The organism is Robinsoniella peoriensis (assembly GCF_000797495.1).
Taxonomy (GTDB): Bacteria; Bacillota; Clostridia; order Lachnospirales; family Lachnospiraceae; genus Robinsoniella; species Robinsoniella peoriensis.
Genome location: NZ_JTGN01000024.1, coordinates 40,715 through 64,538, shown reverse-complemented (window position 1 = coordinate 64,538; position 23,824 = coordinate 40,715). Strand labels below are relative to the sequence as shown.

Annotated in this window: 23 protein-coding genes and 2 pseudogenes; 17 read left to right on the top strand and 8 right to left on the bottom strand. The window is 41.9% G+C overall.

Annotation, left to right across the window (positions count from 1 at the left end; genetic code table 11):
- A pseudogene (locus QR40_RS28605) lies at positions 1-303 on the bottom strand (IS1634 family transposase); the annotation flags it as partial.
- A gap of 249 nt (positions 304-552) precedes the next feature.
- On the opposite strand from QR40_RS28605, the gene QR40_RS28600 reads away from it, so the two are divergent.
- The 8 genes from QR40_RS28600 (at position 553) to QR40_RS28565 (ending at position 10,074) form a co-directional block, all read left to right on the top strand.
- Positions 553-2,292, top strand: coding sequence for a histidine kinase (locus QR40_RS28600; RefSeq protein ID WP_044297834.1), 1,740 nt, complete (start codon positions 553-555; stop codon positions 2,290-2,292).
- Positions 2,289-3,800 carry a response regulator gene (locus QR40_RS28595; protein WP_044297833.1) on the top strand — a complete coding sequence of 504 codons (1,512 nt, stop codon included), beginning with the start codon at positions 2,289-2,291 and terminating at the stop codon, positions 3,798-3,800. Before QR40_RS28600 ends, QR40_RS28595 begins: the two co-directional genes overlap by 4 nt.
- 117 nt (positions 3,801-3,917) lie before the next feature.
- Positions 3,918-5,279, top strand: coding sequence for an extracellular solute-binding protein (locus tag QR40_RS28590; RefSeq protein ID WP_044297832.1), 1,362 nt, complete (start codon positions 3,918-3,920; stop codon positions 5,277-5,279).
- Between the two features lie 125 nt (positions 5,280-5,404).
- Positions 5,405-6,292, top strand: coding sequence for a carbohydrate ABC transporter permease (locus tag QR40_RS28585; protein WP_330373919.1), 888 nt, complete (start codon positions 5,405-5,407; stop codon positions 6,290-6,292).
- Positions 6,293-6,303: 11 nt separating this feature from the next.
- The gene (locus QR40_RS28580; protein WP_044297831.1) at positions 6,304-7,137 is read left to right on the top strand and encodes a carbohydrate ABC transporter permease; all 834 of its coding nucleotides are present in this window, start codon (positions 6,304-6,306) and stop codon (positions 7,135-7,137) included.
- Positions 7,138-7,231: 94 nt separating this feature from the next.
- On the top strand, positions 7,232-8,305 hold the full coding sequence (locus tag QR40_RS28575; protein ID WP_027293353.1) for a uroporphyrinogen decarboxylase family protein: 1,074 nt from the start codon (positions 7,232-7,234) through the stop codon (positions 8,303-8,305).
- Between the two features lie 27 nt (positions 8,306-8,332).
- Positions 8,333-9,403 (top strand): hypothetical protein, encoded by a 1,071-nt coding sequence (locus tag QR40_RS28570; RefSeq protein WP_044297830.1) that lies wholly within the window; start codon positions 8,333-8,335, stop codon positions 9,401-9,403.
- 134 nt (positions 9,404-9,537) lie between these two features.
- Positions 9,538-10,074, top strand: coding sequence for a DUF2284 domain-containing protein (locus QR40_RS28565; RefSeq protein ID WP_044297829.1), 537 nt, complete (start codon positions 9,538-9,540; stop codon positions 10,072-10,074).
- A 131-nt stretch (positions 10,075-10,205) separates the two neighbouring features.
- Here QR40_RS28565 and QR40_RS28560 read toward each other — a convergent pair whose 3' ends face one another.
- From QR40_RS28560 to QR40_RS28535, 7 genes and pseudogenes are all read right to left on the bottom strand, one after another.
- Entirely contained in the window at positions 10,206-11,609 is a 1,404-nt protein-coding gene (locus tag QR40_RS28560) for an MATE family efflux transporter (RefSeq protein ID WP_044297844.1), read from the bottom strand.
- Positions 11,610-11,837: 228 nt separating this feature from the next.
- On the bottom strand, positions 11,838-12,779 hold the full coding sequence (locus tag QR40_RS28555; protein ID WP_044297828.1) for a GTP-binding protein: 942 nt from the start codon (positions 12,777-12,779) through the stop codon (positions 11,838-11,840).
- Entirely contained in the window at positions 12,766-13,803 is a 1,038-nt protein-coding gene (locus QR40_RS28550) for a uroporphyrinogen decarboxylase family protein (protein WP_044297827.1), read from the bottom strand. Before QR40_RS28550 ends, QR40_RS28555 begins: the two co-directional genes overlap by 14 nt.
- A gap of 241 nt (positions 13,804-14,044) precedes the next feature.
- Positions 14,045-16,051, bottom strand: a complete 2,007-nt coding sequence (locus QR40_RS28545; RefSeq protein WP_052431113.1) for a hydantoinase/oxoprolinase family protein — start codon at positions 16,049-16,051, stop codon at positions 14,045-14,047.
- Between the two features lie 293 nt (positions 16,052-16,344).
- Positions 16,345-16,720, bottom strand: a pseudogene (locus tag QR40_RS28540) (integrase DNA-binding domain-containing protein); the annotation flags it as partial.
- A gap of 9 nt (positions 16,721-16,729) precedes the next feature.
- The gene (locus tag QR40_RS31585; protein ID WP_465231378.1) at positions 16,730-16,861 is read right to left on the bottom strand and encodes a MerR family transcriptional regulator; all 132 of its coding nucleotides are present in this window, start codon (positions 16,859-16,861) and stop codon (positions 16,730-16,732) included.
- A gap of 59 nt (positions 16,862-16,920) precedes the next feature.
- The gene (locus QR40_RS28535; RefSeq protein WP_044297826.1) at positions 16,921-17,448 is read right to left on the bottom strand and encodes a TetR/AcrR family transcriptional regulator; all 528 of its coding nucleotides are present in this window, start codon (positions 17,446-17,448) and stop codon (positions 16,921-16,923) included.
- 141 nt (positions 17,449-17,589) lie between these two features.
- Here QR40_RS28535 and QR40_RS28530 point away from each other — a divergent pair, with 141 nt between their 5' ends.
- The 9 genes from QR40_RS28530 (at position 17,590) to QR40_RS28500 (ending at position 23,718) form a co-directional block, all read left to right on the top strand.
- Complete coding sequence (locus QR40_RS28530) at positions 17,590-18,054, top strand: pyridoxamine 5'-phosphate oxidase family protein (protein WP_027293360.1); 465 nt, start codon at positions 17,590-17,592, stop codon at positions 18,052-18,054.
- The gene (locus tag QR40_RS28525; protein WP_027293361.1) at positions 18,054-18,791 is read left to right on the top strand and encodes a DNA/RNA nuclease SfsA; all 738 of its coding nucleotides are present in this window, start codon (positions 18,054-18,056) and stop codon (positions 18,789-18,791) included. The genes QR40_RS28530 and QR40_RS28525 overlap by 1 nt, the downstream gene beginning before the upstream one ends.
- A gap of 5 nt (positions 18,792-18,796) precedes the next feature.
- The gene (locus tag QR40_RS32765) at positions 18,797-19,012 is read left to right on the top strand and encodes a winged helix-turn-helix domain-containing protein (RefSeq protein WP_242849072.1); all 216 of its coding nucleotides are present in this window, start codon (positions 18,797-18,799) and stop codon (positions 19,010-19,012) included.
- 101 nt (positions 19,013-19,113) lie between these two features.
- Complete coding sequence (locus tag QR40_RS28520) at positions 19,114-19,716, top strand: DUF5714 domain-containing protein (RefSeq protein ID WP_052431112.1); 603 nt, start codon at positions 19,114-19,116, stop codon at positions 19,714-19,716.
- Positions 19,622-19,849 carry a DUF6783 domain-containing protein gene (locus QR40_RS34010; RefSeq protein WP_465231377.1) on the top strand — a complete coding sequence of 76 codons (228 nt, stop codon included), beginning with the start codon at positions 19,622-19,624 and terminating at the stop codon, positions 19,847-19,849. Before QR40_RS28520 ends, QR40_RS34010 begins: the two co-directional genes overlap by 95 nt.
- Positions 19,850-19,870: 21 nt before the next feature.
- The gene (locus QR40_RS28515) at positions 19,871-20,176 is read left to right on the top strand and encodes a biotin/lipoyl-containing protein (protein ID WP_052431111.1); all 306 of its coding nucleotides are present in this window, start codon (positions 19,871-19,873) and stop codon (positions 20,174-20,176) included.
- Positions 20,173-21,138 carry a CobW family GTP-binding protein gene (locus QR40_RS28510; protein ID WP_052431110.1) on the top strand — a complete coding sequence of 322 codons (966 nt, stop codon included), beginning with the start codon at positions 20,173-20,175 and terminating at the stop codon, positions 21,136-21,138. The genes QR40_RS28515 and QR40_RS28510 overlap by 4 nt, the downstream gene beginning before the upstream one ends.
- Positions 21,131-22,162, top strand: a complete 1,032-nt coding sequence (locus tag QR40_RS28505) for a lipoate--protein ligase (protein WP_081999088.1) — start codon at positions 21,131-21,133, stop codon at positions 22,160-22,162. The genes QR40_RS28510 and QR40_RS28505 overlap by 8 nt, the downstream gene beginning before the upstream one ends.
- A 200-nt stretch (positions 22,163-22,362) precedes the next feature.
- Entirely contained in the window at positions 22,363-23,718 is a 1,356-nt protein-coding gene (locus tag QR40_RS28500) for a uroporphyrinogen decarboxylase family protein (protein WP_044297825.1), read from the top strand.
- Positions 23,719-23,824 lie beyond the last annotated feature (106 nt).

Genomic DNA, 23,824 nt, shown 5'->3' with positions numbered 1-23,824 from the left:
GAGGAAAAGATAGCCACCGGTAAAAAGTTTTTTTCTGTTATAATCCATGAGCCGATTGGAATGGAAAGGGATCAGAATAACAGCATCTTCGGTTTCACTTTTATATTTCAGTGTTTCGAGACGTGCCTGTTCATTAGCCCATGCCATTACACCGTCCCGGTCGGTACCAAGACGTTTTGAAAGTTCTGCCAGAGTGCCCAATTTTCGAATGGTCTTCGAAGTACTTTTTCCCTGGTCATTGGTATAGGATTTGGTAATGTAAAAGGATTCTGAATTTTTTGATTTAGATGTTGTAATTCGCATAATAATCACCTCTATACCAGTATAGCACAAATCACTAAATATTACTAGATAGTAAAACAAAAAAGTTGACAAAAAAATAAGCCTACAATAAGGCTTTGAAGTACTTTTGGATTGATGGATGTGTCAAACGCCCGAGTGATCAGTTTGGTGGGGCAGTTTTTTTGATTTGATATTCAACAGTTGTAACATTTACCAGGATATTATATGATAACAATAAAAGTACATATTTCGATCAGGGAGGATTGCCCTATGAAAAAGAAAAGATCTAAAAGTATCGCATTCAGCATTTCCATTTTTTTTATTTCTCTAAATGTGGTCAGTTTCCTGCTGTTCTTTTATCTGATCAACTCCCAGTATTTCAAAATAGCAAAGTCTAATATTTTGGAAAATAATCGAATTGCAGCGGAAAATATTAATAAAAATTTTGATGATGTCCGGTTTTATTTAAATGATCTTACGTTAAAAATGTATTCGGATGCAAACCTGAATGATATTTGCAGCCGGATATTCAGAGGGGAATTTGAAAATAATGCCCAGCGTCAATCCCTGGCTTTTGAGGCTGAGAGCCTGTGTTATGATTATCTGCTGTCTTATAATTTTATACATTCGGTAGGTATTTTTCTGGAGGATTCAGCAAAGACAGATATCTATTTGATCAAGAATTACAGCAGTACGACCTATCAGGTACACCGGGCTTACCGGGAACAGGCGCAGGAACCGGTAATCAGAAATAAAGGAGCAATTAAATGCTATGATGTGGGAAAGGAACATAGCATTATATTTGCAAGAACGATTAAGGATTTTAAAAATGTTCTGAAAGATGATCAGATTACAGGGACGGTTATGGTCATGATCCGTGGGCAGTATATCCGGGATATTTTGAAAAATGCAGTTACGACACCGGGTAGTTATGCTATGTTATTAAATGGGGACGGTGAAGTGACTTATGCTACCCGGGATGATCTTAACGGTCAATTATTATCGGAAGTGGTAAAAGAAGATTCAGATGGCAGTACATCACCACAAATGCTGGAGCGTGAGATTGAATCTCTGGAGCAGAAGCTGGTAATTGTGACACCGGTTCAGGATATCAGCCTTTCAATCAGCTCTTTTAAGAATACATTGATTGAGTTTCTTATTATTTTAGTTATATTAAATTTGATATTAGTGCTTTTGATTTCGAAAAAGTTAACAAAGCCTATGCATACCTTTGTGGATCAGATTCAGGATATTGGAATAACTGACATTGCCAGAAAAGTAGATGCCAGCGGATACAGTGAGATTGAAAATATTGCGGAAGATTTTAATCATATGCTCACGCGGATACAGAACCTGGTCAATGAGAATTATGTCATAAGCCTGAATGAAAAAAACGCCAGGATAGAGGCGCTGCAATCCCAGATTAATCCACATTTTATATTTAATACATTGGATACTATTAACTGGAAGGTGATGTTCCTGGATATGCCTGAGGTTACAAATATGATTACCTGCCTGGGCGACATGCTGAGATATACGACTTATCAGTATGGGAAATATGTAACAGCAAGTCAGGAAATTCTGCAGATTAAGAATTATCTGTATATTCAGGAGATTCGTTATGACCACTCTTTTGAAGCTTTTTATGATGTAGAGGAAGAAGCATTAAAGCAGGTTATACCATGCCTGATTATTCAGCCGCTAGTTGAAAATGCAGTCGTACATGGTTTAAAGGATAAGAAAGACGGTGTACTGGTTATAAAACTTCGTATTGAGGAAAACATGCTGAAAATTATGGTATTTGATAACGGAAATGGTATGGAACAGCAGAAAATAAGGGAGGTATATCAGAGTACGGAAGGAACAATAAAGGAGAGCATAGGGCTCTCTAATGTTAACAAAAGAATCTGTCTGACTTACTCTGTGGAAAAAGGCCTGGAAATAAAAAGCCGTGTGGGACATTATACAAGAATTGAGATTTTAATACCAATTGCGGAGGGAAAAAAATGATCAAGGTTATTGTAGTAGATGACGAGAAAGTCATACGGGAAGGAATCGGGAGATTTGTAAAAGAAACAGAAGGATTTGAACTGCTGCAGACTTGTGAAAATGGAGTCTCGGCTTACGATGCCATCCGGGAAAAAAAGCCGGATCTGGTAATTTGTGATATTATGATGCCAAAATGGGATGGCATTCAGCTGATTGGTGCTTGCAGGGAGCAGGATATTACCTGTGAATTTGTTCTGCTCAGCGGATACAGTGAATTTGAATATGCCAGAGCGGCGATACGTTATCAGGTTCTGGACTATATCAATAAGCCGATCAATCCGGCGCTGCTTAAGAAAATGCTGGAAGATGCACAACGGGTGATCGGGAATAAAAATAAGATCAGGAAAAAATTACAGTCCACGATTTATGATAAGGTGCTGGAAGAGGAAGTTATGTCTGCAGATGAAGAACATATAGAGCAATTGCAGCAGCAGATGCCCCACAGGGTTCTGGCAGTGAACGGATATGACGGCGGGAAAAATGGATGGGATACGGAAAAGGTCAGAATATACTGTGATGAAATTCTGCAAAAGCAGACATATGAGCAATACATTGTTTACAACAAGAACGGGCTGATCATTATTATCCTGGTAGGGGTAGATACCCGGGAACATGCAATTGAAAAGATCTGGATGGAACTGCTGGCATATGCAAAAGGGCAGGGGGGAAACGCTGCTATGGGAATCGGGGATACCGTATCAGGAATGAGGGAAATACCCATGTCATACAGGAAGGCGAAAGCAGCATTATATGAGGCCCAGTGCAGAGAGGACCGCTGCTGCTTGTTTGAGCGCCTCCCATATACATATAAAAGTCCCGGCAGCATTTATGCCAGGGATATCTCAGTGGTAGAAAGTGCACTTCATCTTCAAAACAGGGAACAGGTACTGGAGTTAGTACAGGAGACTGCAGATCGTTATAAGATATCTCTGCCGCCTTATGTCATTTATTCGTTTGTACAAAAATGTGCAAAGGAAATATGGAATCTGTGCGAAGAAAATACGGTTTTACCGCCGGAATTTGAACAAAAGGATATTTTCTCTCAGTTAACGGCAGCACCGGACACAAAACGGCTGATGGAACGATTTTATTCATTTGCAGTGCCTGCATGCAAGGCATTAGAACAGATTCAGGGGAAGCATTATGGCGGAACAATCGATGAGGTAATCAATTATATTCATTTAAACTTTACCCAGGATATCTCTACCCAGAAAATCTGCAGTGTTTTCTATTTTAACCAGAGCTATTTTTCGGCGTTGTTTAAGTCGAAGACGGGCAGCAATTACAATGATTATGTAACAAATTTAAGAATTGCAAAGGCGAAAGAGCTGTTGAAGTCCGGAAATTATAAAATCAGCGAGATATCTGCGATGATCGGATATAACTCATCCAGATACTTTTCAAAAGTATTTCGGGCACGTACAGGGGAATTGCCACAGGAATACAAGAACCATTTTCTGAACAAATAATAGAAAATATAATAGAAGATATAAGAAAAGTGTACCATTTCCTAGAAATTGGTACATTGTTTTTTTTACGGATAAAATCTATATTAGTTATATCAAACAAGTGAAGGAGAGGGTACTATGAAGAAGAGGTTTATCAGCGTTTTATTAACATTGGCACTGGCAGCAAGTCTGACAGCATGCGGCGGTTCAGGTAACAGCGGGGCAGGAGAAACAAAAGGAAGTGCGGGAACGAGTTCTGAAAGCACAGAGAAGATGACAGATACAAAGGATTCACAGGGAGCAGAATCGTCATCTGTACAGGAAAGCGAAGCGCCGGAGAAAGGAAGCGATCAGCCATTTGCGGGAGAAACGGTTACGGTATATACGCGAAATGTAGATATGGAAGGATGGCAGCCCTTTGTTGATCTGGTAAAAGAGAAAACAGGCATAATCGTTGAGGGAGTGGTTGCACCGACTAATTATCCGGATGTTGTAACGAAACTGAGTTCGATACTGACTGCCGGAGATGATTCTTTTGATATTGTGCATGTGGACGAGTTATTAGGCGTTACATACAGTACAGCAGGCTATCTGGAACCCATTAATGAAATTATTGAGGCTGAAAAAGAAAATTATCCGGCAGATGTTCTGGAACGGATCTGCAAGAGTGCAGATGGAAATTATTATTTGCTGCCCCAGGAATTGAATGCCATGTATCTGTTTATTAACAAAGAGGTATTTGACAAGGCGGGCGCAAAGATTCCCACGAATACAGATGAATTTCTGGAAGCGGCAAAGGCTATGACGAATGAGGAGGCTTATGGATATGGCGCAGCCTGGTCAAAGGGAGGACAGTTATATAATGATTTAATCCGGTGGATGTATTGTTTTGAGGGTGATATATATGATTGGACAAAACCGGAGTCAAAAGAAGCACTGCAGTTTATGTATGATATGCTTTATAAAGATAAAGTGGTATCGGAAGCAGCACTTGGTGACAGCTATGATGCCATGAACCAGAAGATTATCGACAACAAATACGGAATGGTGTTCCAGTGGGCTTACCTGGCAGATGTCTGCGGAGATAAATGGGGGGATAACATACAGATTGAACCCATGCCGGTATTTAAAACAAACCATACTATCGTAGCAGGTTGGCATATGGCAATTAATAAGAATTCTAAAAAAGTGGATGCAGCAAAAGAAGTGCTTAAGGTATGGGCCAGTGAAGAAGGACAGATGTGCAATCTTCAGATGGAAGGTTCTTCTCATGCTAAGGTAATGGCAAAACCGGAGGCTAAGGAAGTAAACCGGGCAGGCCAGGCGCTGGAAGAATATTCGGCAGCAGGTTCGTTAGTTCCAAGACCGATGCCGGCAACGGTAAATGAGCTTATGGAGGTTGCGGAGACCTATGCACAGTCCTATCTGACCAATCAAATGTCTTTGGACGAATGTGTAGAAAAAGCTACTGCAGAGATTCAGGCTCTGGTTGAAGAATAAAAGTAACTGCACTTTATCAGTCCGTTACAGTATTTTACAGGCCGTAAGAATAAAAGGGGGAACACTGCGGGGTTCCCTCTTGGCATCTGCGGCAGGCAGATAGAAAAAGAGGGGAAGGTTGCGGGATGAAAAAAATGTCAATGGGAAAAAAGAGAGTGCTGGTAGCCTGGGCACTGGTACTGCCGGCGCTGCTCGTAAGGGGCGCCACCATTATTTATCCGATGATTACGACAGCGTGGTACAGTCTTTTAAATTATAAAATGATCACACAGACAAAGAAATTTGTAGGATTTCAAAATTATGTAAAGCTGTTGAAAGATCCTGGTGTGCAGGAATCTATTCGCTTTACTCTGATCTTTACTATCATTTCCGTTATATTAATTATGACTTTAGGCATAATGCTGGCTTTAGTTTTAAACGTAAAATTCAAAGGGAAAAAATTTTTGCGTTCCATAGTTCTGATACCATGGGCGATGCCTACGATCGTCATTGGTATAGCAGCACAATGGGCGTTTAACGATACTTATGGATTTGTAAATGACCTGTTCTCAAGGCTCAGCCAATCTAATTTTAATTTTGCATGGCTGGTAAATCCTGCAGGTGCCCAGGCGGCAGTTATCATCGTAGACGTCTGGAAAAATGTGCCGTTTTTTGCGATTATGGTGTTAGCGGCATTGCAAAGTGTTTCACTGGAATTGTATGAATCAGCAGCCATGGATGGTGCAGGTGCCGTTAAACGTTTTTTAGCAATTACCATACCGCATATTAAGCGGGTTCTGATTACCATGGGATTATTTTTTACTCTTTGGCGGCTGACAAGCTTTGATCTGGTCTATGCCATGACCCAGGGAGGACCGGGGGCTAAGACCTCTTTAATTAGTTACAAGATAACGACAGAAGCCTTTAAAAACCTGAACTATGGATATGCATCAGCCATATCAATGATGTTGTTCCTGATCATGGTAATTGTTGCAGGTGGCGGTATGCGTCTGCAGAAAAAGATTGACTACTAGGGGGTGGGAAAATGAAAAAGTCGAAAGGTTATCGGATTTTTATCTGGATTACAACTATGATACTGGCTCTGATCATCTTATTTCCGGTATTCTGGATATTTACATCGTCCATTACGGAAAAAGAATTGCTGTTCACTACGCCGGTTACCTATTTTCCTGAGAATCCTACACTTCAGAACTATTATACGCTGTTTAAAGAGGTGGATGTCACTGGGTTAGCGTTCAATACATTGATTGTAGCCGTATTTGCCATTATCGCAACAATTGTAATAAGCATACTGGCTGCGTATTCCTTTGCCAGATTTACATTCCGGGGATCAGGCGCGGCCTATTCTATGTTGGTTTTTTCTGCAATGCTGCCGGTTATTATGACCTTAATTCCCATGTTTCAGACATATAAGACTCTGCATCTCCACGATACCCACGTGGGTCTGATCATATTATATGTCAGCGGGTTTATACCATTTACCACGATGTCTTTTGTGACTTTCATACAGCAGATACCCTATTCGTTAGAAGAAGCGGCTGCAGTTGACGGGGCAAACGTCTGCACCAAGATATTCAAGGTACTGTTTCCACTTATGAAGCCGGCAATTGCCACCATGGCTATTATTAATTTTATTAATACCATGAATGAGTTTATGATACCGCTGGTTTTTACCAACAGGAAAGCAACACCGCTGAGTGTGGGGCTGACATTGATCCCAAGAATAAACCAGTATAACGTACCATGGGAGAAAATCAGTGCTCTGGCAACTATTATGATGATCCCCATTGTATTATTTGTTATATTGTTTGAAAAAAATATTATAGACGGTCTGACTGCGGGCAGTGTAAAGCAATAGCGGGAGTGTGAGCGGTAAATGCCCGGTAAAGGTAGTAAAGGTAGCAAAAGCAAAGGCAGTAATTAAATGAGATAAAAGTCAGGAGGATGGTATCATGAATGGAAGAGAGCGGGTATTGGCGGTGGTGAACAGAAAGGTTCCGGATAAAATTCCAAAGGATTTAAGTTGGGGATTGTGTCCGGCGCTGGAAGCAGAATTCCGTAAAAGAACGGGATGTGATGATTATTTTGAATACTTTGGCTTAGATATCCGGTTTTTGGATTTTGCACCAACAGAAGTAAAAAGGGATTTCTCGGAATATTATGCGGGCAGAGACCAGGAACCAGGATTTTCTGTCAATGAATGGGGCGTGGGAAGCGGAAAATCCAGGGATACGAATTTACATTTTGAACATATTATCTCCCCTTTTAAGGCCGGCATGACAGAGCGGCAGGCAGAAGAATTTCCGTTGCCGGACTTTTTAGAACCAAGGAGAAGTGCACATTTTAAGTCTTATGTGGATAAGTGCCATGAAAAAGGGCTTGCAGTGTGCGGAAGCCTGACCCAGACAATTTTTGAAAAAACCTGGGCTATCCGGGGATTTGAAGAAACTATGATGGACATGTTAACAGAGCCGGAGGCGATTACGATATTAATGGAGCGCATCACCCGGATGCGTATGGAGCAGGTAGTACTTATGCTAAAGGCCGGAATAGATGTGCTTATGCTGGGGGATGATGTGGGGATGCAGACAGGAATGCTGATTGGAGTGGATACCTGGCGGGAGTTCCTTAAGCCCAGACTGGCACGGATTATTGCGAGAGCAAGGGAGATAACCCCTGATATACCGGTCTTTTACCATTCCTGCGGTAATCCGTGCCAGATTATTCCGGAATTAATTGAGATAGGGGTCAACATTTTAAATCCGATCCAGCCTGAATGCATGGATTTGCAGAAAATAAAGGATACCTATGGAGATAAGCTGGCGTTTTGGGGAGGGGTTAGTGCCCAGACCAACCTTTCTTTTGGTACGCCGGAGCAGGTGAAGAAAGAGGTTAAACGTTGTATTGAAATCCTTGGAAAAGACGGTGGATATCTCATTGGACCCAATCATATGGTGGAGCCGGAAGTGAGCTGGGAGAATCTGATTGCTTTCTTCGAGGCAGTGGAAGAATATGGGGCTTATTAGGGGAGATATCATAAAAGGGGGCTTAAAATGATTCACATTGATAACTTTGATAAGATCAAAAAACGCTATGATGCCTATTGGGCAAAGGAAAATCATGATAGGCCGCTAATGGACATACGGGCGCCGCGATATGATTACCGATCTGTATTTTCAGAAAAAAGAGAAAATCTGTATGATCAGTGGATGGATACTGAATATGTGGTAAGAAGAGAGCGGGCACTTCAGGAATCCTTATATTTTGCAGGAGAAGCATATCCATTGGTATGTCCAAACCTGGGACCTGACGTATTTGGCGCATACTTTGGATGCGGCATTACTTTTGGGGAAGATACCAGCTGGGCATCCAGCCATGTTGAAAAACTGGAGGATATTGATGTAAGCTGCATAAAGGAAGACAATATCTGGTTTCGTAAGACTGTGGAACTGACGAAAGCGATGCTGGATGACAGCCGTGGAGATTATCTGGTTGGAATTACAGATATCCATCCGGGATTAGATGGGCTGGTATCATTACGGGGACCACAGGAATTGTGCTTTGACATATTTGAAGAGCCGGAGCTGGTACAGAAATTGAATTTTGAAATGTGCATGCGGTTTAAGGAGGTATATAACAGTCTGAATGATATTCTGCAAGAAAAGCAGCAGGGGAATTCCAACTGGATGGGGATTTACCATCAGCAGGGCTGGTATGTGACATCCTGTGATTTTGGAGGAATGATTTCTGAAGAAATGTATCAGAAATTCGTGATTCCTGAGTTAAAAGAAGAAATCGGGTTCCTGAAACATACTATTTTCCACCTGGATGGACCCGGCGCATTACGGCAGCTGGACAGCCTGCTGGAGCTGGAGGGGCTGGATGGCATTCAATGGGTATACGGAGCTGGTCAGCCTACGGCGGCTTACTGGATTGAAACGCTGAAAAAGATACAGAATGCGGGGAAGATGATCCACATCGATATTGTTAAGGAAGATCTGCCGGTACTGTTGGAGCAGTTAAGGCCAGAGGGTGTATTATACCGCATGAACTGCAGTACTCCTGAGGAAGCGGATTATCTGATAAAGACAGCCGAGGAGTACAGAGGCAAAAAAGTATTTTAATGGAGAAATCATAAAAATCCACTTGCTTTTATGCGCTGCTTTGGTACAATAAGAATAACAAAGAGGGAAACACAAATAGCTGTTTTCCCGGATAATGAGTCTGTAAAACAGACGATGACAATGGGGGATTTTACATGAGAGATCTGGAAGAAGTATTAAGCAAATGCAAGGAAGCGGGGGTACACGAGGCAGCGGTGGTACCTGTGGAGAAGATTGTATTTTCGGATGAAGTGAGAGAAATGTGCGCAGTCAACCAGTGCGGGCAGTATGGGAAGACCTGGGCATGTCCTCCGGGGGTTGGAACACTGGAGGAATGCAGGGAACGGGCTATGAAATACAAAAACGTGGTAGTTTTTTCTACGGTTTCAAATCTGGAAGATTCCTTTGACTGGGATGGGATGATGGATGCGAAAAAAAGGCATGAAGAGGTGAGTAAAAAGGTAAGGGAAATCTTCCTGGAAGACAGGGATGATATCCTGATGCTGTCATCGGAAGGGTGCCAGAATTGCAAATCCTGTACCTACCCGGATGCACCGTGCCGATTCCCGGATCAGATGTTTCCCTCAGTGGAAAGCTTTGGAATCTATGTGAATAAAGAAGCCTCTGCGGCAGGGATCCATTACATAAACGGCGCAAATACAGTGACTTATTTCAGTAATATATTTTTTTAAATATAGAAAATGCCTGAGAAGATGAATCAGGAGATTATATAAGCCCCCGGAGTATTGGATAAATCGGATACTTCGGGGGCTTATAATAATATGGCACTGCAGATAAATGAGTGCCTCATTAATCATTCATTTTAAGCAATTGGTGTTGCTTCTTCCAATCCTTTCTGAAGCCGTGTAAGTTCACGCATTTCCCGGATCAGGAAGTAAATGCAGACAACCGCTGCAGCCGCATCTGCTATGGGGCCGGCATACATTACGCCGTCGATTCCCAGGAAGATAGGAAAAATGACAAAAAGCGGAAGCAGGAAAATAATCTGTCTGGTAAGGGACATGAATACACCCAGTACGGATTTCCCAATGGAGGTAAAGAAATTGGAAGTAACCGGCTGTATGCCATTTATAAAAGTCAAAAACAAAAAGATTCTGAAATACCGTTCCGCGAATTTAAAATAGGTCTCGCTTCCGTTTCCAAAGATGGAAATAATCTGCCGCGGGAAAAACTGAAAGCAGAGGAATGCCAGAATAGAAATTAGCGTTGCACTGAAAACTGCCAGTTTATAAGTCTCTTTGACGCGTCCGTATTCTTTTGCTCCGTAGTTGAATCCTACAATGGGCTGGGTTCCCTGAGAGATACCGATGACAAGCGCCATAAAAATCATATTTACTTTTATGATAATACCTGCGCAGGCAAGGGGAATTTCGCTTCCATATATAGATCTTGCACCATAATAGGAGAGCACGTTGTTCATGACAATCTGAGTTACGGTCATGGCAATTTGATTAAAACAGGCGCTGGCTCCAAGGGCAAAAATATTTCTGCAGTATTTATACTTTAGCTGAAAGCTTTTGCGTGTCAGTGTAATATGATGAAAATGGAATGCATATTTTACGCTGATGCAAAAGGAAATGATCTGTCCGATTATGGTTGCAAGAGCTGCGCCTGCCATACCCATATCGAATACAAAGATAAAGATAGGGTCCAGGATGGTATTGATAACGGCGCCAACCAGCATGGAGGTCATGGAATATTTGGGACTGCCGTCCGCCAGGATCAGTTTACTGATTGCAGTGTTGATAATCAGAAATGGAAATCCAATGGAGGTAATCCGGGTATAGGTCTGGGCATAAGGAAGAACATCATCCGTGGCACCAAAGAATTTCAGCATGGGAGTCAGGAAGATTGTTACAATCACAAAAAGTGCGATTCCACATACTGCCATCATGGTGATTGCATTTCCAGCGGACTTCGCCGCATCATCCTTCCTGCCGGCACCCAGTTCCAGTGAAAAATTAGAGGCGCCGCCGATACCAAGCAGCAGAGCAATTGCAGTGCAGGTAGTGGACAATGGAAAAGCAATGTTTGTTGCGGCGTTTCCTAAAACGCCCACACCCTGCCCGATAAATATCTGATCCACTATGTTATAAAGTGCGGTAACCAGCATGGAAATGATACAGGGAATGGCATATCCGGTCAAAAGCCTGGATACTTTACGATATCCCAGGGGATTATTTGCTTCTTGTGAAACTGGCTTCATTTTGGTTCCTCCTTTTTCTTTTGTTTTATCATAATATCTCTGAATAGCTGTGATTAACACAATTTCTCCATAGTATTCCCGGACTTTTACTGTTGGATACCATATAAAAGGCTGGAATTAGCGGGATGTGAGATTTCGTGTTTAAACTGAATAGGCTATATGATAAAAATTGCGCACGCAAATAACCATTTGCGTGCGCAATTAGTATAGAACTTATTTTAGAAAAAGTCAAGATGATACTTTTGGCATTCCGACAAAATATTCCTTTATTTTTTTACGGTTGATGTCTTTTCCAATAATATTCAGCAATGCATCTCGGGGACGGCAGGAAGTGACGAGTAATTCGTTTGCGGAACAATTCACTTCGTAACAATTGCCGTCCAGAGTGGGAATATAGCCTTTTATGCGGAGTATATAGCCACAGCGCCCACTCATAATCTGTTTCAATGCATGAAGGAGGTCTGCCTCATTCTGACAGAAATCGGCAAGGGTAGTGCTGGAATAGAGGCGGCTGTGGTCAAAGCGTTTCTCTTCGTGCCAGTGAGCCTGACAGCCGACGTTTCGAAAACTTTCAAAATCATCATCCGTAAAATCAGACCAGTTTTTGATACAGACGTCCGTTCCAAATATCCGGTCACTTTTGTAATGCTTCATGAGATCATTTAAATCTGCAATAGAAGATAAGATCTCTTCGGGAGTTACATTCCCCGTTTTACTTAAAATTACCTTTCCGGTATTCAACAGCTGGGAATACATAATATACATTGCATCCTCCGACAGGTCAGTCAGAGGATGCGGATCAGCAATGGTCAGAATGCTTCCCACTTTGCAGCAGGACCGGACGGCAGGGCTGTTCACAATATCAAAAAATTCGTCCATATTATATATGCCAGAGGGTTCCACAATAATATGGGAGCAGCCTTGATGGGACAGTTCCAGCAGCATATCATGAAAATTGACTTTCTGGGAACAGCAGATACAGCCACCTGTAAGCTGATTGATTTTTAACCCCCGGCCCTGGAGAAAAGCGGTATCTACCCCAGCAGCACCAAATTCGTTTTCTATAATTGTCACAGATTCCCCGATGCGGATCAGGTAATCGGCATAGTATTTAATAAATGTAGTTTTACCGGCGCCTAAAAATCCGGTGATCAGATCAATAACGGCCATAAGTTTTTGCAATATCTACCATGCGCTTTGCCCGGTCAAATGAGGCATTTGCGGGGTATTCACAGCCGGTCGCCAACATAAAGCCGCCGCCTTTTGCCATGGCATCAATGTTGTTTTTACATTCCAGATCCCACTCCTCATCGGTTCCGATAACCGCACTTGCAGGAGTAACGCAGCCGATCAGGGTAACCTTATCGCCGTATTTAGCTTTGCATTCCTGAAAATCTGCACAGTCATCCGGCGGATAAAGGAAGGAGATTGCCGTGGGATTCATTGTTTCTATCTGAGCGTCAAAATATATTTTCTGCCCGCAGTTGTGAATCATTACCAGACATTCTCTGGCATGAACCACATCAGCCAGTTCTTTTACAAGATCCCCTTCCATTTCCATCCACATGGTTTTACTCATAATTGCCCCGGATGAGAACAGCGTGTCGAACATAATACCGTTGACTCCGGTGTCCATGAGTGCGTTGCAGTAATCCTTCAGGGTTTCGTTTACTTCCCTCGCAGCATCATGTACGGCATCCGGATCGTCATAGAGATCCATATACATATCCTGCTGGTTACGGAGCATGGAAAGCGTTCCCAGTGGACCGAAGACAAAAGCGACCACCGGGTATTCGCCGTTAGCAGCTTCTACCAGTTTCTTACAGGTATCAATGTGCATCATCATACGTTTTGATGTACGGTAATCCACTTTTTTTATCTTGGCATAGTCCTCGATTTCCTGAACGACACAGTTGTTGTAATTAGGATGTGCCGCTTCGTCCTCCGGATAGACCAGTTCCTGTCCCCATGCATCACATTCAATGGAGAGGTCAATGAGTGTTACGATACAATCCAGGTCAAATTCTTCCTTTGCTTTTAACAATGCTTCCGCACAGATATCAGCATCGTTGGACCAGTCCTTATAAGATGCACCGATCAGCCTTCTGGAAGCTCCGCTGATGATGGGATAAACCGGTACCCGGTCTGGTTCTTTGTGCTGCAATGCAGTGACTACACGTTCCATAGAATTCATAATAAATACCCCGCTTTCTATTTGTTCCGGTTCAGGTGCTCTATCCAGCTGTGATTACGCTGGTAACAGTACTCGCCGTTTCATTTTCATGAGCAAAGTATAGAATATTTCAAAACAAAATTTTAGAAAAAAACATAGAAAATTTGTAAAAAATATGGAATTCATACTGAAATGATAATATACTATAAAGGGTATAACTTTGGATTATCGAAAAAAATTACTAAATACAATCATTGAAAGGTTATAGGGAAATAATTCTGCCTATGGCATGGCCCACAATCATTTCACCCAGGAATAAGTTGTTTTCCCCAATTGCAGCCTCAGAAATGCTGCTTTCGTAAGATGTTGTGATTTCTCCTACAGCCCCTCTCTGGTAAGCTTCTGATCTGGCGCCATCCAGTGCTTCTTCAATGGCTGTTTCCCTGGCGGCATCGTAATCTTTAAAGCTCAGGCATCCGCTTCGCGTGAAGACCTGGTAACCGGTCAAATCGGATGAGTCGTAAAGTGGTTTGATCTCTACATCGTAAGATGCAGATACATTACCTACCACGGCACCCAGTGCATTTGCTACGGCTGCATTTCTGGGAATGACGGCTTTTGTGCCCAGCAGTTTTGCCACGTCCTCTAAGAAGATGTGGATCGGGGCACCAACGCCAATCAGCGTAGCATGGGTCTGAAACTGTGTGGAAAAGAAACTGGACGTTTCATGGGTTACGGCATCTTCGTAGCTTTCTTCAATCAGGCTGTTCAGCATATCCGGGTTCAGGTGTTTATGCTTTGTGGAATTATGGTCGCTTAGCAGGATGCGTACAAGGTTGCAGTAAAGTTTCTTTTTTACCAGATGGTAGACTTTATCGGTCAGACGGTCCGCTGTAATCTCCACGGAGCGGGCTATGAACTCTGCGCCCAGCACGGAAGCCTTCCGGTCAAAGGGCGTGTAGTCCTTTCGGATATGCATAATATCAGTTGGCGTAAGACCGGAACGCATGACAATTCCTTCCTGTTCCAGCCGTTTCATACTGAAGTTATAAGTATCCTTATGAATGGCTGCGGCCGCTTTTGTAAAAATCAGGGGACCATCTGACAGAGCAGAGCAAAAGTCCAGTTCTACCTGTGTGTAGCTGCTTTTGTTCCTGGGTTCTTTCATTAATACAAAGAACTCGTGGAGGAAATGGCTGTGGGGCTTGCCCGTCTGATTTAATTCTTCCAGCTGTGCCAGCACGCCAGGGAACTGGGAAGAAAGGGTACAAAGGGGGATAACCCGTTCCGTATCCAGATAGAGCCTGCCGTTTTCATAGCGGATGGCACTGTCGCCGCCCAGGCCGAAAGTATCTACATACAGGCCCTTCACAAAGGTTTTATAGATCCCGATCTGGATTCCTTCCCGGACGGTAACGGGGGTATGGTTTTTCACAATGGCGATATCAGAAGTCGTACCCCCCATATCCACGATCAGGGCATTTTCTTCATCCGCCAGTTCCACGCCGCCCATTACGCTGGCAGCCGGACCGCATAACAGCGTTTCCACCGGCCTTGTGGAGGCAAATCCCTGGGACATGAGCGAACCGTCGCTTCTAACAATTACGATAGGAAGAGACAGCCCCAGATTTTCAAGTGAAACTTTGATTGCCTTGAAAAATTCCTTCATTACCGGCATCAGCCGGGCGTTTAACAGGGCACTGGCACCCCGGCGCAGGACGTTTAGGTCATGGAACAGTTCGTAACCTGTAATACATGGGACATCCAGTTCCTCCGTAATAATCTGAAGAGCCGTTTTTTCATAAGCAGCACCGTTGTCTTTGGGATGAATCTGCACCACGGCTATGCTGTCACAATCGGTAAAACAGGTGCGGATATCCTGGCGGAATTTGACCCAGTCCGGCTTTATCTCAGGGCGCAGTGCATCAGCCGGATCACCATCCATAAAATATATTTCCCGGGAGGGAGGCAGCCCGTAAGAGAGATAAGTCTCATCTACCGTTCCGGGATTCACCCCGATAAATACTAGCTTAGCCCGTCCGCCTTTGCCTTCCACGCAGGCATTTGTGGCAAGGGTTGTAGACAGTGCCATAAACGATGCAGACTGAAGAGCTGTCTGTGATAACTTTTCCAGTACATTTGTAATGCCTGTTTCCAGGCGGCTTTTTGTCGTCAGGGATTTTGCGCTTTCTAATATCTGTTTGTTCTCCAAATCATAGATGACAGCATCTGTATAAGTGCCCCCTGTGTCAATGCCAATTCCAATCATGATAATCTCCTCCATTCATGAGCTTGTTTAAAATTTATTCCTGCATCAGTAAGCAGGGTTAAGTTTGTCAGGATGTATATAAACCTGATCCTAAACGGAATCTGCTGTTTCTACATATATTATAGCGTTTCCGGCAGCAGGGATATTTTCATAATTTTGGATTTTTAGTAAAATTTCTATGAATTTAAAATAAGATTTTGATTATCTCTTTATAACTTTTTATATGTCCGCTAATCCTTATTCTATAGGATTTACGGGCATTTTTACTATCCGTTGATATTTGCCTTTGGAAAGGAACGCTTGTAATTGTTGATGGTCTGATAGGCGTAGCCGTTCTCTTTTATTCTGACAGCCCATTCTATAGCGTCTGACGGTTTTATTGTGTCAATGCTCCTGTGCCCAGTTTGTCCGCTTTTAGTATCTCCATGAGTTGTTCACGCTGTTTCTGTGTGCTTTTCTTCACGTTGCCCCTTGGGCGTTCTGTATGGCGTAAAGCTGGCACAGCGTCATTTTCTTGCCTACAGCGTCTATGCCGTCCTCAAGGTCTTTGCGTATCTCCGCTTCTTTTTCCCGAAGCGATACACAGTCACGCTTTCCTTTCGGCACCCTGTCCGTAGCCACCAGTTTCCATGAATATACCGATTGCTGTTCTCCAAAGTTATCTATGATTTTCTCAAACTATTTCCGTTTAATCTGAATGCGGTTGCCGTTCTGAATGAGCCAATTTGCATGTTTGTTTTCATCTGCCAGTTTCCGCAGTTTGTTTTCCCCCTGTTTCAGCATATCCTCCACTCGTTCCAAATCGCCCAATGCCTGATTGACTTCTAGGAATAAAATATCACGATGTTTTCAAATATGTTATTTTAATGTTATAGCATTGGTTTAAAATCAGACGGTAAAATTTGTAGAGATTTTCTAGCTAAAGATTGGGGATTAATCTTCATTTCAGAGTCAAACCATAATAAAAAAGTATTGAATATTCCACCTGTATGATAATATATTTCAAAATTATCTCTTACATTGATTGGATTGAGATTCGGATTTTGGATAGCAAAAAAATTATTAAGAGATTCCAATAATAAATACGATAAACTATTTTTATGTAAGCAGAGTAAATCATCTTTATATAATAGGAATTGTTCAAAAATATTGATTAAATGCTGTTCAATATTATTATCAGTTTTGTTAGAAATACAATTTTCAAGGATCTGATAATAAAAAAATTTGATAATATCTTCTTTACAGTTGAAATTGCGATAATATGTTGAACGGTTTACCCCTGCTCTTGCTGTTATTTCACCTATTGTAATTACATTAAACGGTTTATTATGCAGTATCAAAAGAAATGCTTCTACAATATATCCTTTCATAGTTTCTGAAATTTTATTTTTTTTCATTAGCAACAATACCTCCTGTTTTGTTGCAATTAAAGGTTATAAACTTGACCAATTCATCTTATTTAGATATAATCCAAGTGCAACAAATGTTGCACTTACTATATTATATTTTTAATTATATGTCAAATGGAGGATAAAAAGATGTTTAAAGATTTAAGACGTCAAGATAGGGTTTTGAGTAGTGAAGAAGCAAAGGCAATCCTCAAAAGAGGAAAGTTTGGTGTTCTTTCTGTTATTGGAGAAAATGGCTATCCTTATGGAGTACCTGTTCATTATATCATGTTGGAAAATTCTTTATATTTTCATTGCAGTTCAGCAGGTGGACATAAAGTTGATGCTTTGAAGAATAATCCTAAAATATGTTTCACGGTTATAGAAACAGAAGATGGAATAAAAAGCCAAAGTGTGATTTTTTTTGGTACAGCCAATGAGGTTAATGAAAAACGAAAAATGGTCTTAGAAAAACTTGTAGAAAAATTTGTTCCAGAAATTGCATGGGAAAATGCGAAGCAGGGAATACCACATGCCCTTAATAATATATTTGCCTTTGAATTAAATATAGAGCATTTATCAGGAAAATGGATTGATAAACCAGAAGGACGCTAATGTATTCATTTACCACTCCACTTCAAGAAGGAATAATTTTGAAACGCAACAGTCAGTTTACAATGGATGTTTTATTAGATGATAAGATTGTGAAATGTCATTGTCCGACAACAGGGCGTATCGGTGATATAGATGTAAAAAACATTTCTTGTTTAGTATCTCAAAGTAATAATACTAAAAGGAAATTACTATATACTGTGGAAGCAATTTCTTGTGATGAACTTGATACAAAAGAAAAGAACTGGATAGGTATAAATCAAATTTTATCAAACAAGTTAGTGGAATATTTTTTAATCACTCATCAATTAGGCAATATGATTTCTGGATATGAAAATATAAAACGTGAAGTTCCTCTTGGAAATTCCAAATTAGATATTCTTGTTGATAATACATACATTGAAGTTAAAACACCATTAACTACAATTCATGCAAAATATGGAACAGGTATCAAAACGAAGCCAATTACACCTTTTTCATCTACAGAGCGTTTTACAAAACACATTAATGCGTTAGCCAATTTATTAAAAGAACAAGAGAGAGCAATTTTGTTGACTGTTTACCAATACAAAATCACTTGCCCCAAATCACATCAAAAAAGCACACACTACAGAGAAGTGTATAATGCAATGAGCAATGCTATTGAAAAGGGAGTAGAAACATGGGATATGGAATTATCGTTTACACCGTACGGTGTTTCGTTGATTAGATGTGAAAACACATCTCAATTACTAAAATAATTTGTTTGTCTGAAAATTTAATCTGTGTTCCCTCTATTCTTACAGAGCAAAGCCATGAGTTTTCCATAGACCCATTTACTAGAATCTTTACGAATAACAAAGGACAAGAGATATATCTGACTGCTAAAAAGTTTGACCTGTTCTATTTCCTGTATTCGCATCGAGGGCAGGTATTCAGCAAAGAGCAGATAATCAGCTTTTCTGTTTTAAATTTATCTTAAATCTAAAAATTTTCCCAATAATCCAGGTTTTTTACTTTTTTAATCCGGGCAGTGAGTTTATAATAAATACAGAAAGGGCAGGATAGCAGGACGCGTGCTATATGCAAAGGGTAAAGTATATGGGAAATTACAGTGAATTAGATGTTTATTATGATAAGATGACAGAGAAACTAATTACATATTATGAATCAGATGAAAACAAGACAATCTGGGAGCTGGCGGAAGAACTGATGGATCTTGATGGACTTCCCATGCACTGCCCGCCCCACCACTATCTCATGCCGGGGGTGCTTTTAACCGCCTGCCATAAGGAAGAAGGGGATGAGATAGAGATTCTCAAAGAGGATTTAAGGGAAGCGCTGTCCAGGGCTAAAAATGTACTTGGCGGGTTTTGCGGACTCTATGGCTCCTGCGGTGCTGCTGTGGGAGTGGGAATCTTCCTGAGCATTTATACCCAGACAACACCACTGTCTAAGGGAACCTGGGCATGGACCAACCATGGAGTAGGCAAGGCTCTTCTTGCTATCTCCGGTGTGGACGGACCCAGATGCTGCAAGCGGAATACTTATCTGGCTTTAGAAAGTGCGGCGGAAAGTATCCGGGAATACCTTGGGATTGAACTGGAAAAGCCGGAAAAGGTTACTTGCAAATACTATAAAAACAATAAAGAGTGTAAGGGAAAAGCTTGTCCATATTTTGAGTAGGCATTCCAGCCATCTGCACACCCCGCTTCGCGGTATATTAGCACCAAATTCAGGTTACATAGCCCGCTATGTGCCCTTCATTTGGTACTTATCTCTAATAAAGTGTGGCGCAGTTGTCATCAATCAATTTTAATACACGTTCCAGGAGGAAATTATGTCAAGAATTGAAATAACCGTACCGAAAAAGGCAATGCCAAAAAAGGATCCGGTGCACCCATGTCCGTGTCAGGACCGCCCGGTGAACCTGACTTTTAAAACGGGTACGCTGACCTGGCTGAAAGAGATAGGGGAAGCAGTTGAAGAAGGGGAGACTGTATGCGAGGGAGAAGTAGAAAAAAAGGCGTTGGAATTTACGGCACCCTGCAGCGGTATCCTGTGTGAGATTTGTATCGAAGATGAAGAAGAGTTTGCATACCAGGAGATACTGGGCTATATCGAGGATGGAAAGGAGCAGGAATGAAAAAAGAGATTGATTTATATCTGATATCAGGATTTCTGGGGGCGGGAAAGACAACCTTTTTGCAGAAACTCCTGCAGGCATTGCCGGATAAGAAGATTGGAGTCATTATTAATGAATTCGGCAGCCTGGGAATTGACGGCATGCTGGTAGAAAAAGAGGGCATTCAATTAGTAGAGATCAACAACGGCTCTATTTTCTGTGCCTGCTTAAAAGGGGGATTTGTAAAGACGCTCATTGGGTTTTCTAAGGAAGAAATTGATATCCTGCTCATTGAGAATTCAGGAATGGCGGATCCTTCTAATATGCATTTACTGTTGCAGGAGATGGAAAGTATGGTGAGCCATTCCAGGGAAGATTCTAAATTCCGCCCCTATCAGTACCGTGGAGCAGTCTGCATTACGGACAGTGTTACGTTTCTTAGGCATGTGCAGGTATTGGCACCGGTGCAGAACCAGATTGCAACCAGTAATTTTATTGTGATTAATAAAGTGGATCTGGTGAATCAGGTGACTATAGAAAAAATAAAAGAAAAAATACATGAATTAAATCCGGAAGCATACCTGTATGAAACGATGTTTGCACAGGTCCCGCTGGGGCTACTGGATGAAAAACTGATTGATAACGGATATGTGGGTGAGACCAGTAATCAGCCATGGAACCGGCCGGCTACTTATTCCCTGGAATGCGGGACACAAGTAAATAAGACAGCTTTAGAGCAGTTCGTGAAGAAAATGCAGCCCCTGGCCTTGCGGATCAAAGGTATTGCAGAAACGCAGGAGGGATGGATACAGGTAGATTCCGTAGGGGATTATCTGGACATAAAACCTTTTAAAGCCGGTAAAAGGGATGTGATCACGCATACAAAACTGGTAGTTATCGGCAGTGGACCGGAGGAATTTGAAGAGAGACTGGAAGATACCTGGAAATCAACCTGTATGGAAGCGTGTGAGATATATGAATAATGATACCAGGCAGTTAGGAAATGGTATGTTGTATGTGGAAAGTCCATTTACGGACCCCTATAAAAATCTGGCGCTGGAAGAGTATTTGTTTTATCAAAACATAGCAGGGGATCCGGATGCTGACATTCTGATGTTATGGCAGAATGAAAACAGTATCATCATTGGCAAACACCAGAATACTCTGGAAGAAATAAATGAAGAAGCAGTAGAGAAGCACGGCACAAAAGTAGTGCGCAGAAATACCGGAGGGGGAGCCGTCTTCCACGATCTGGGGAATATGAACTTTTCATTTATTACCACTGCGAATGAGGAAGTGGATATATCCTATGAGAGATTTCTGAACCCAGTCATTCATGCACTGCAGGCATTGGGAATTCCGGCTGTGAAAAGCGGCAGAAACGATATTACCGCAGATGGGAAAAAGATATCCGGCAATGCCCAGGCTCAGCATCGAAACCGGATACTTCATCATGGTACGCTTTTATTTGATGCAGATCTTGCCATGGCAGGGGAACTCTTAAAGGTCAGTCAGGACAAGTTATCTTCAAAAGGTGTGAAGTCGGTGAGAAGCAGGATTGGAAATATAAGGGACTACCTGAATGATCCAAGGATGAGTGTACTGGAATTTCGGGATTACCTGCGCACATATTTTGAAAAGGAAGCAGGAGGGATCACAAGGGTAACAATTACACCGGAGATCATTGCCGCTGCGGAAGAACTGGCACTTCATAAATATGTCTCCAGGGATTGGAATTACGGCAGGTCCCCTATGTTTAACCACAGAAAAGAAAAGCGGTTTACAAATGGAAAAGTGACGGTGGAGATGCTGATAAAGAAGGGCAGGATTACCGAATGTAAAATCAGCGGTGATTTCCTTGCACTCTGTCCGGCCTCTGATCTTGAAGATCAGCTAAGGGGTTTGGAATACAGGCGGGAGGCGGTGGAAGGAATTTTGGACCACACACCTCTTGTAAAGTATTTTGGCAATATTACAAAAGAAGAACTGATGGAGTGTTTTTACTAAAATAATTACCAAATTACTATGATTATTTCAAAAAATATTTTGACATGCTGGTATAATGAGTGTATGGTTGATGCCGTTAATCCGCAGGCGGCATCAGAGCGTATGAAGCGCACAACTGTCAGAAAGGATTTTTAAATAAATTCTGACAGACGGTATAATGGAACAGTAGACAATAAATTACAAAAAGGAGAATTAATAGAATGAATTCAAGAGAATTAGTTTTTCGTGCAATGCAGTGCAAAGAAGTTGACCGTATACCCTGGGTTCCTTTTGTAGGATGCCATGCAGCAAGTCTGATAGATGTAAATTGTGAGGAGTTTTTTAAAAGCGCAGACCATATCGTAAATGGTGTATTAAAAGCAGTAGAATTGTATCAGCCGGATGGCATTCCCGCGTTATTTGACCTTCAGCTGGAAGCAGAAGCAATGGGATGTAACCTGACGTATGCAAAAGATAACCCTCCGGCAGTATCCAGCCATATCTTAGAGCAGGGTAAGACCTTGGAAGATTTGAAGATTCCTACAGAGGAAGACGGACGTTTCCCTATAGCAATGGAAGCCACAAGACGTATTGTGGAAGCAATTGGTGATAAATGTGCAGTTTACGGATTAATCACAGGTCCGTTTACCCTGGCACTTCATTTAAAAGGAACCGACATCTTTTATGATATGTTAGATGAACCGGAAGAAGTGGAAGAATTGATGGAATTCTGCCAGAAGGTAGCAATCAATACTGCTAAAATGTATATTGATGCAGGTGTGGATATCGTGGCAATCGTAGATCCTATGACATCCCAGATTTCTCCGGATAACTTCGAAGAATTTGTAACGCCTTATGTAACTCCTGTATTTGATTATATCCGTGAAAGAGGCAAATTAGGCTCCTTCTTCGTATGCGGAAATGCAAAACGTAATATTGAAGCGATGTGCCAGACCCATTGCGACAACATCTCCATTGACGAGAATATTCCGTTGGAGTACGTAGTGGAAACCTGTAAACCATACAATGTATCAGTTGGAGGAAATATCAAGCTGACGCTGACCATGCTGTTTGGTACTCCTTATGACAACGTGCGGGATGCTACAAACTGTATGAATATCGGTGGCAAAAAAGGATACATTCTGGCTCCTGGCTGTGATATGCCTTATGCAACCCCGGTTGCCAACGTTCAGGCTGTTACCAGCACTGTGCACGGCAATATTGAAGAGATTTTTGAAGGCGAAGACGTTATGGCTGGTGTAGACTATGAATTACCGGATTATGCAAGTGAAAAACAGGTTATTATAGACTGTATTACACTGGATTCTGAATCCTGTGCTGCATGTCAGTACAATATGGAAGCAGTTTATACTGCAGCTGCACCACTTGGTGATAAAGTAAAGATCATCGAGCATAAGATCAAAGAAAAAGAGGGCGTTGCCTGTATGATGAAATTAGGTGCTAAGAATGTACCGACGATCTGCGTGGACGGCGAAGTGAAATACGAGAGTATTCTGCCGGATAATGCGGAGCTGACCGCATGTTTCCAGGCAGCAGTGGATAAAAAAAGCTGTTAATATTCCATAAAGTGTGGCGTAAAGCTGTCAAAAGACAGTTTGATAACACACTCTGAGTAGAAGATAAGTGAGAGCTGTTCCCCCGAATGAATATGGGGAGGAGCTC

Coding starts and splice junctions, on each gene's coding strand:
- QR40_RS28570 (WP_044297830.1), top strand. CDS start 8,333: ATGATTCACATTGATAACTTTGATAAGATCAAAAAACGCTATGATGCC.
- QR40_RS28505 (WP_081999088.1), top strand. CDS start 21,131: ATGAATAATGATACCAGGCAGTTAGGAAATGGTATGTTGTATGTGGAA.
- QR40_RS28565 (WP_044297829.1), top strand. CDS start 9,538: ATGAGAGATCTGGAAGAAGTATTAAGCAAATGCAAGGAAGCGGGGGTA.
- QR40_RS28595 (WP_044297833.1), top strand. CDS start 2,289: ATGATCAAGGTTATTGTAGTAGATGACGAGAAAGTCATACGGGAAGGA.
- QR40_RS28515 (WP_052431111.1), top strand. CDS start 19,871: ATGTCAAGAATTGAAATAACCGTACCGAAAAAGGCAATGCCAAAAAAG.
- QR40_RS28550 (WP_044297827.1), bottom strand. CDS start 13,803: ATGAATTCTATGGAACGTGTAGTCACTGCATTGCAGCACAAAGAACCA.
- QR40_RS28545 (WP_052431113.1), bottom strand. CDS start 16,051: ATGATTGGAATTGGCATTGACACAGGGGGCACTTATACAGATGCTGTC.
- QR40_RS28600 (WP_044297834.1), top strand. CDS start 553: ATGAAAAAGAAAAGATCTAAAAGTATCGCATTCAGCATTTCCATTTTT.
- QR40_RS28530 (WP_027293360.1), top strand. CDS start 17,590: ATGTTTAAAGATTTAAGACGTCAAGATAGGGTTTTGAGTAGTGAAGAA.
- QR40_RS28575 (WP_027293353.1), top strand. CDS start 7,232: ATGAATGGAAGAGAGCGGGTATTGGCGGTGGTGAACAGAAAGGTTCCG.
- QR40_RS28500 (WP_044297825.1), top strand. CDS start 22,363: ATGAATTCAAGAGAATTAGTTTTTCGTGCAATGCAGTGCAAAGAAGTT.
- QR40_RS28590 (WP_044297832.1), top strand. CDS start 3,918: ATGAAGAAGAGGTTTATCAGCGTTTTATTAACATTGGCACTGGCAGCA.
- QR40_RS28525 (WP_027293361.1), top strand. CDS start 18,054: ATGTATTCATTTACCACTCCACTTCAAGAAGGAATAATTTTGAAACGC.
- QR40_RS28510 (WP_052431110.1), top strand. CDS start 20,173: ATGAAAAAAGAGATTGATTTATATCTGATATCAGGATTTCTGGGGGCG.
- QR40_RS28520 (WP_052431112.1), top strand. CDS start 19,114: ATGCAAAGGGTAAAGTATATGGGAAATTACAGTGAATTAGATGTTTAT.
- QR40_RS28585 (WP_330373919.1), top strand. CDS start 5,405: ATGAAAAAAATGTCAATGGGAAAAAAGAGAGTGCTGGTAGCCTGGGCA.
- QR40_RS28535 (WP_044297826.1), bottom strand. CDS start 17,448: ATGAAAAAAAATAAAATTTCAGAAACTATGAAAGGATATATTGTAGAA.
- QR40_RS28560 (WP_044297844.1), bottom strand. CDS start 11,609: ATGAAGCCAGTTTCACAAGAAGCAAATAATCCCCTGGGATATCGTAAA.
- QR40_RS28555 (WP_044297828.1), bottom strand. CDS start 12,779: ATGGCCGTTATTGATCTGATCACCGGATTTTTAGGCGCCGGTAAAACT.
- QR40_RS28580 (WP_044297831.1), top strand. CDS start 6,304: ATGAAAAAGTCGAAAGGTTATCGGATTTTTATCTGGATTACAACTATG.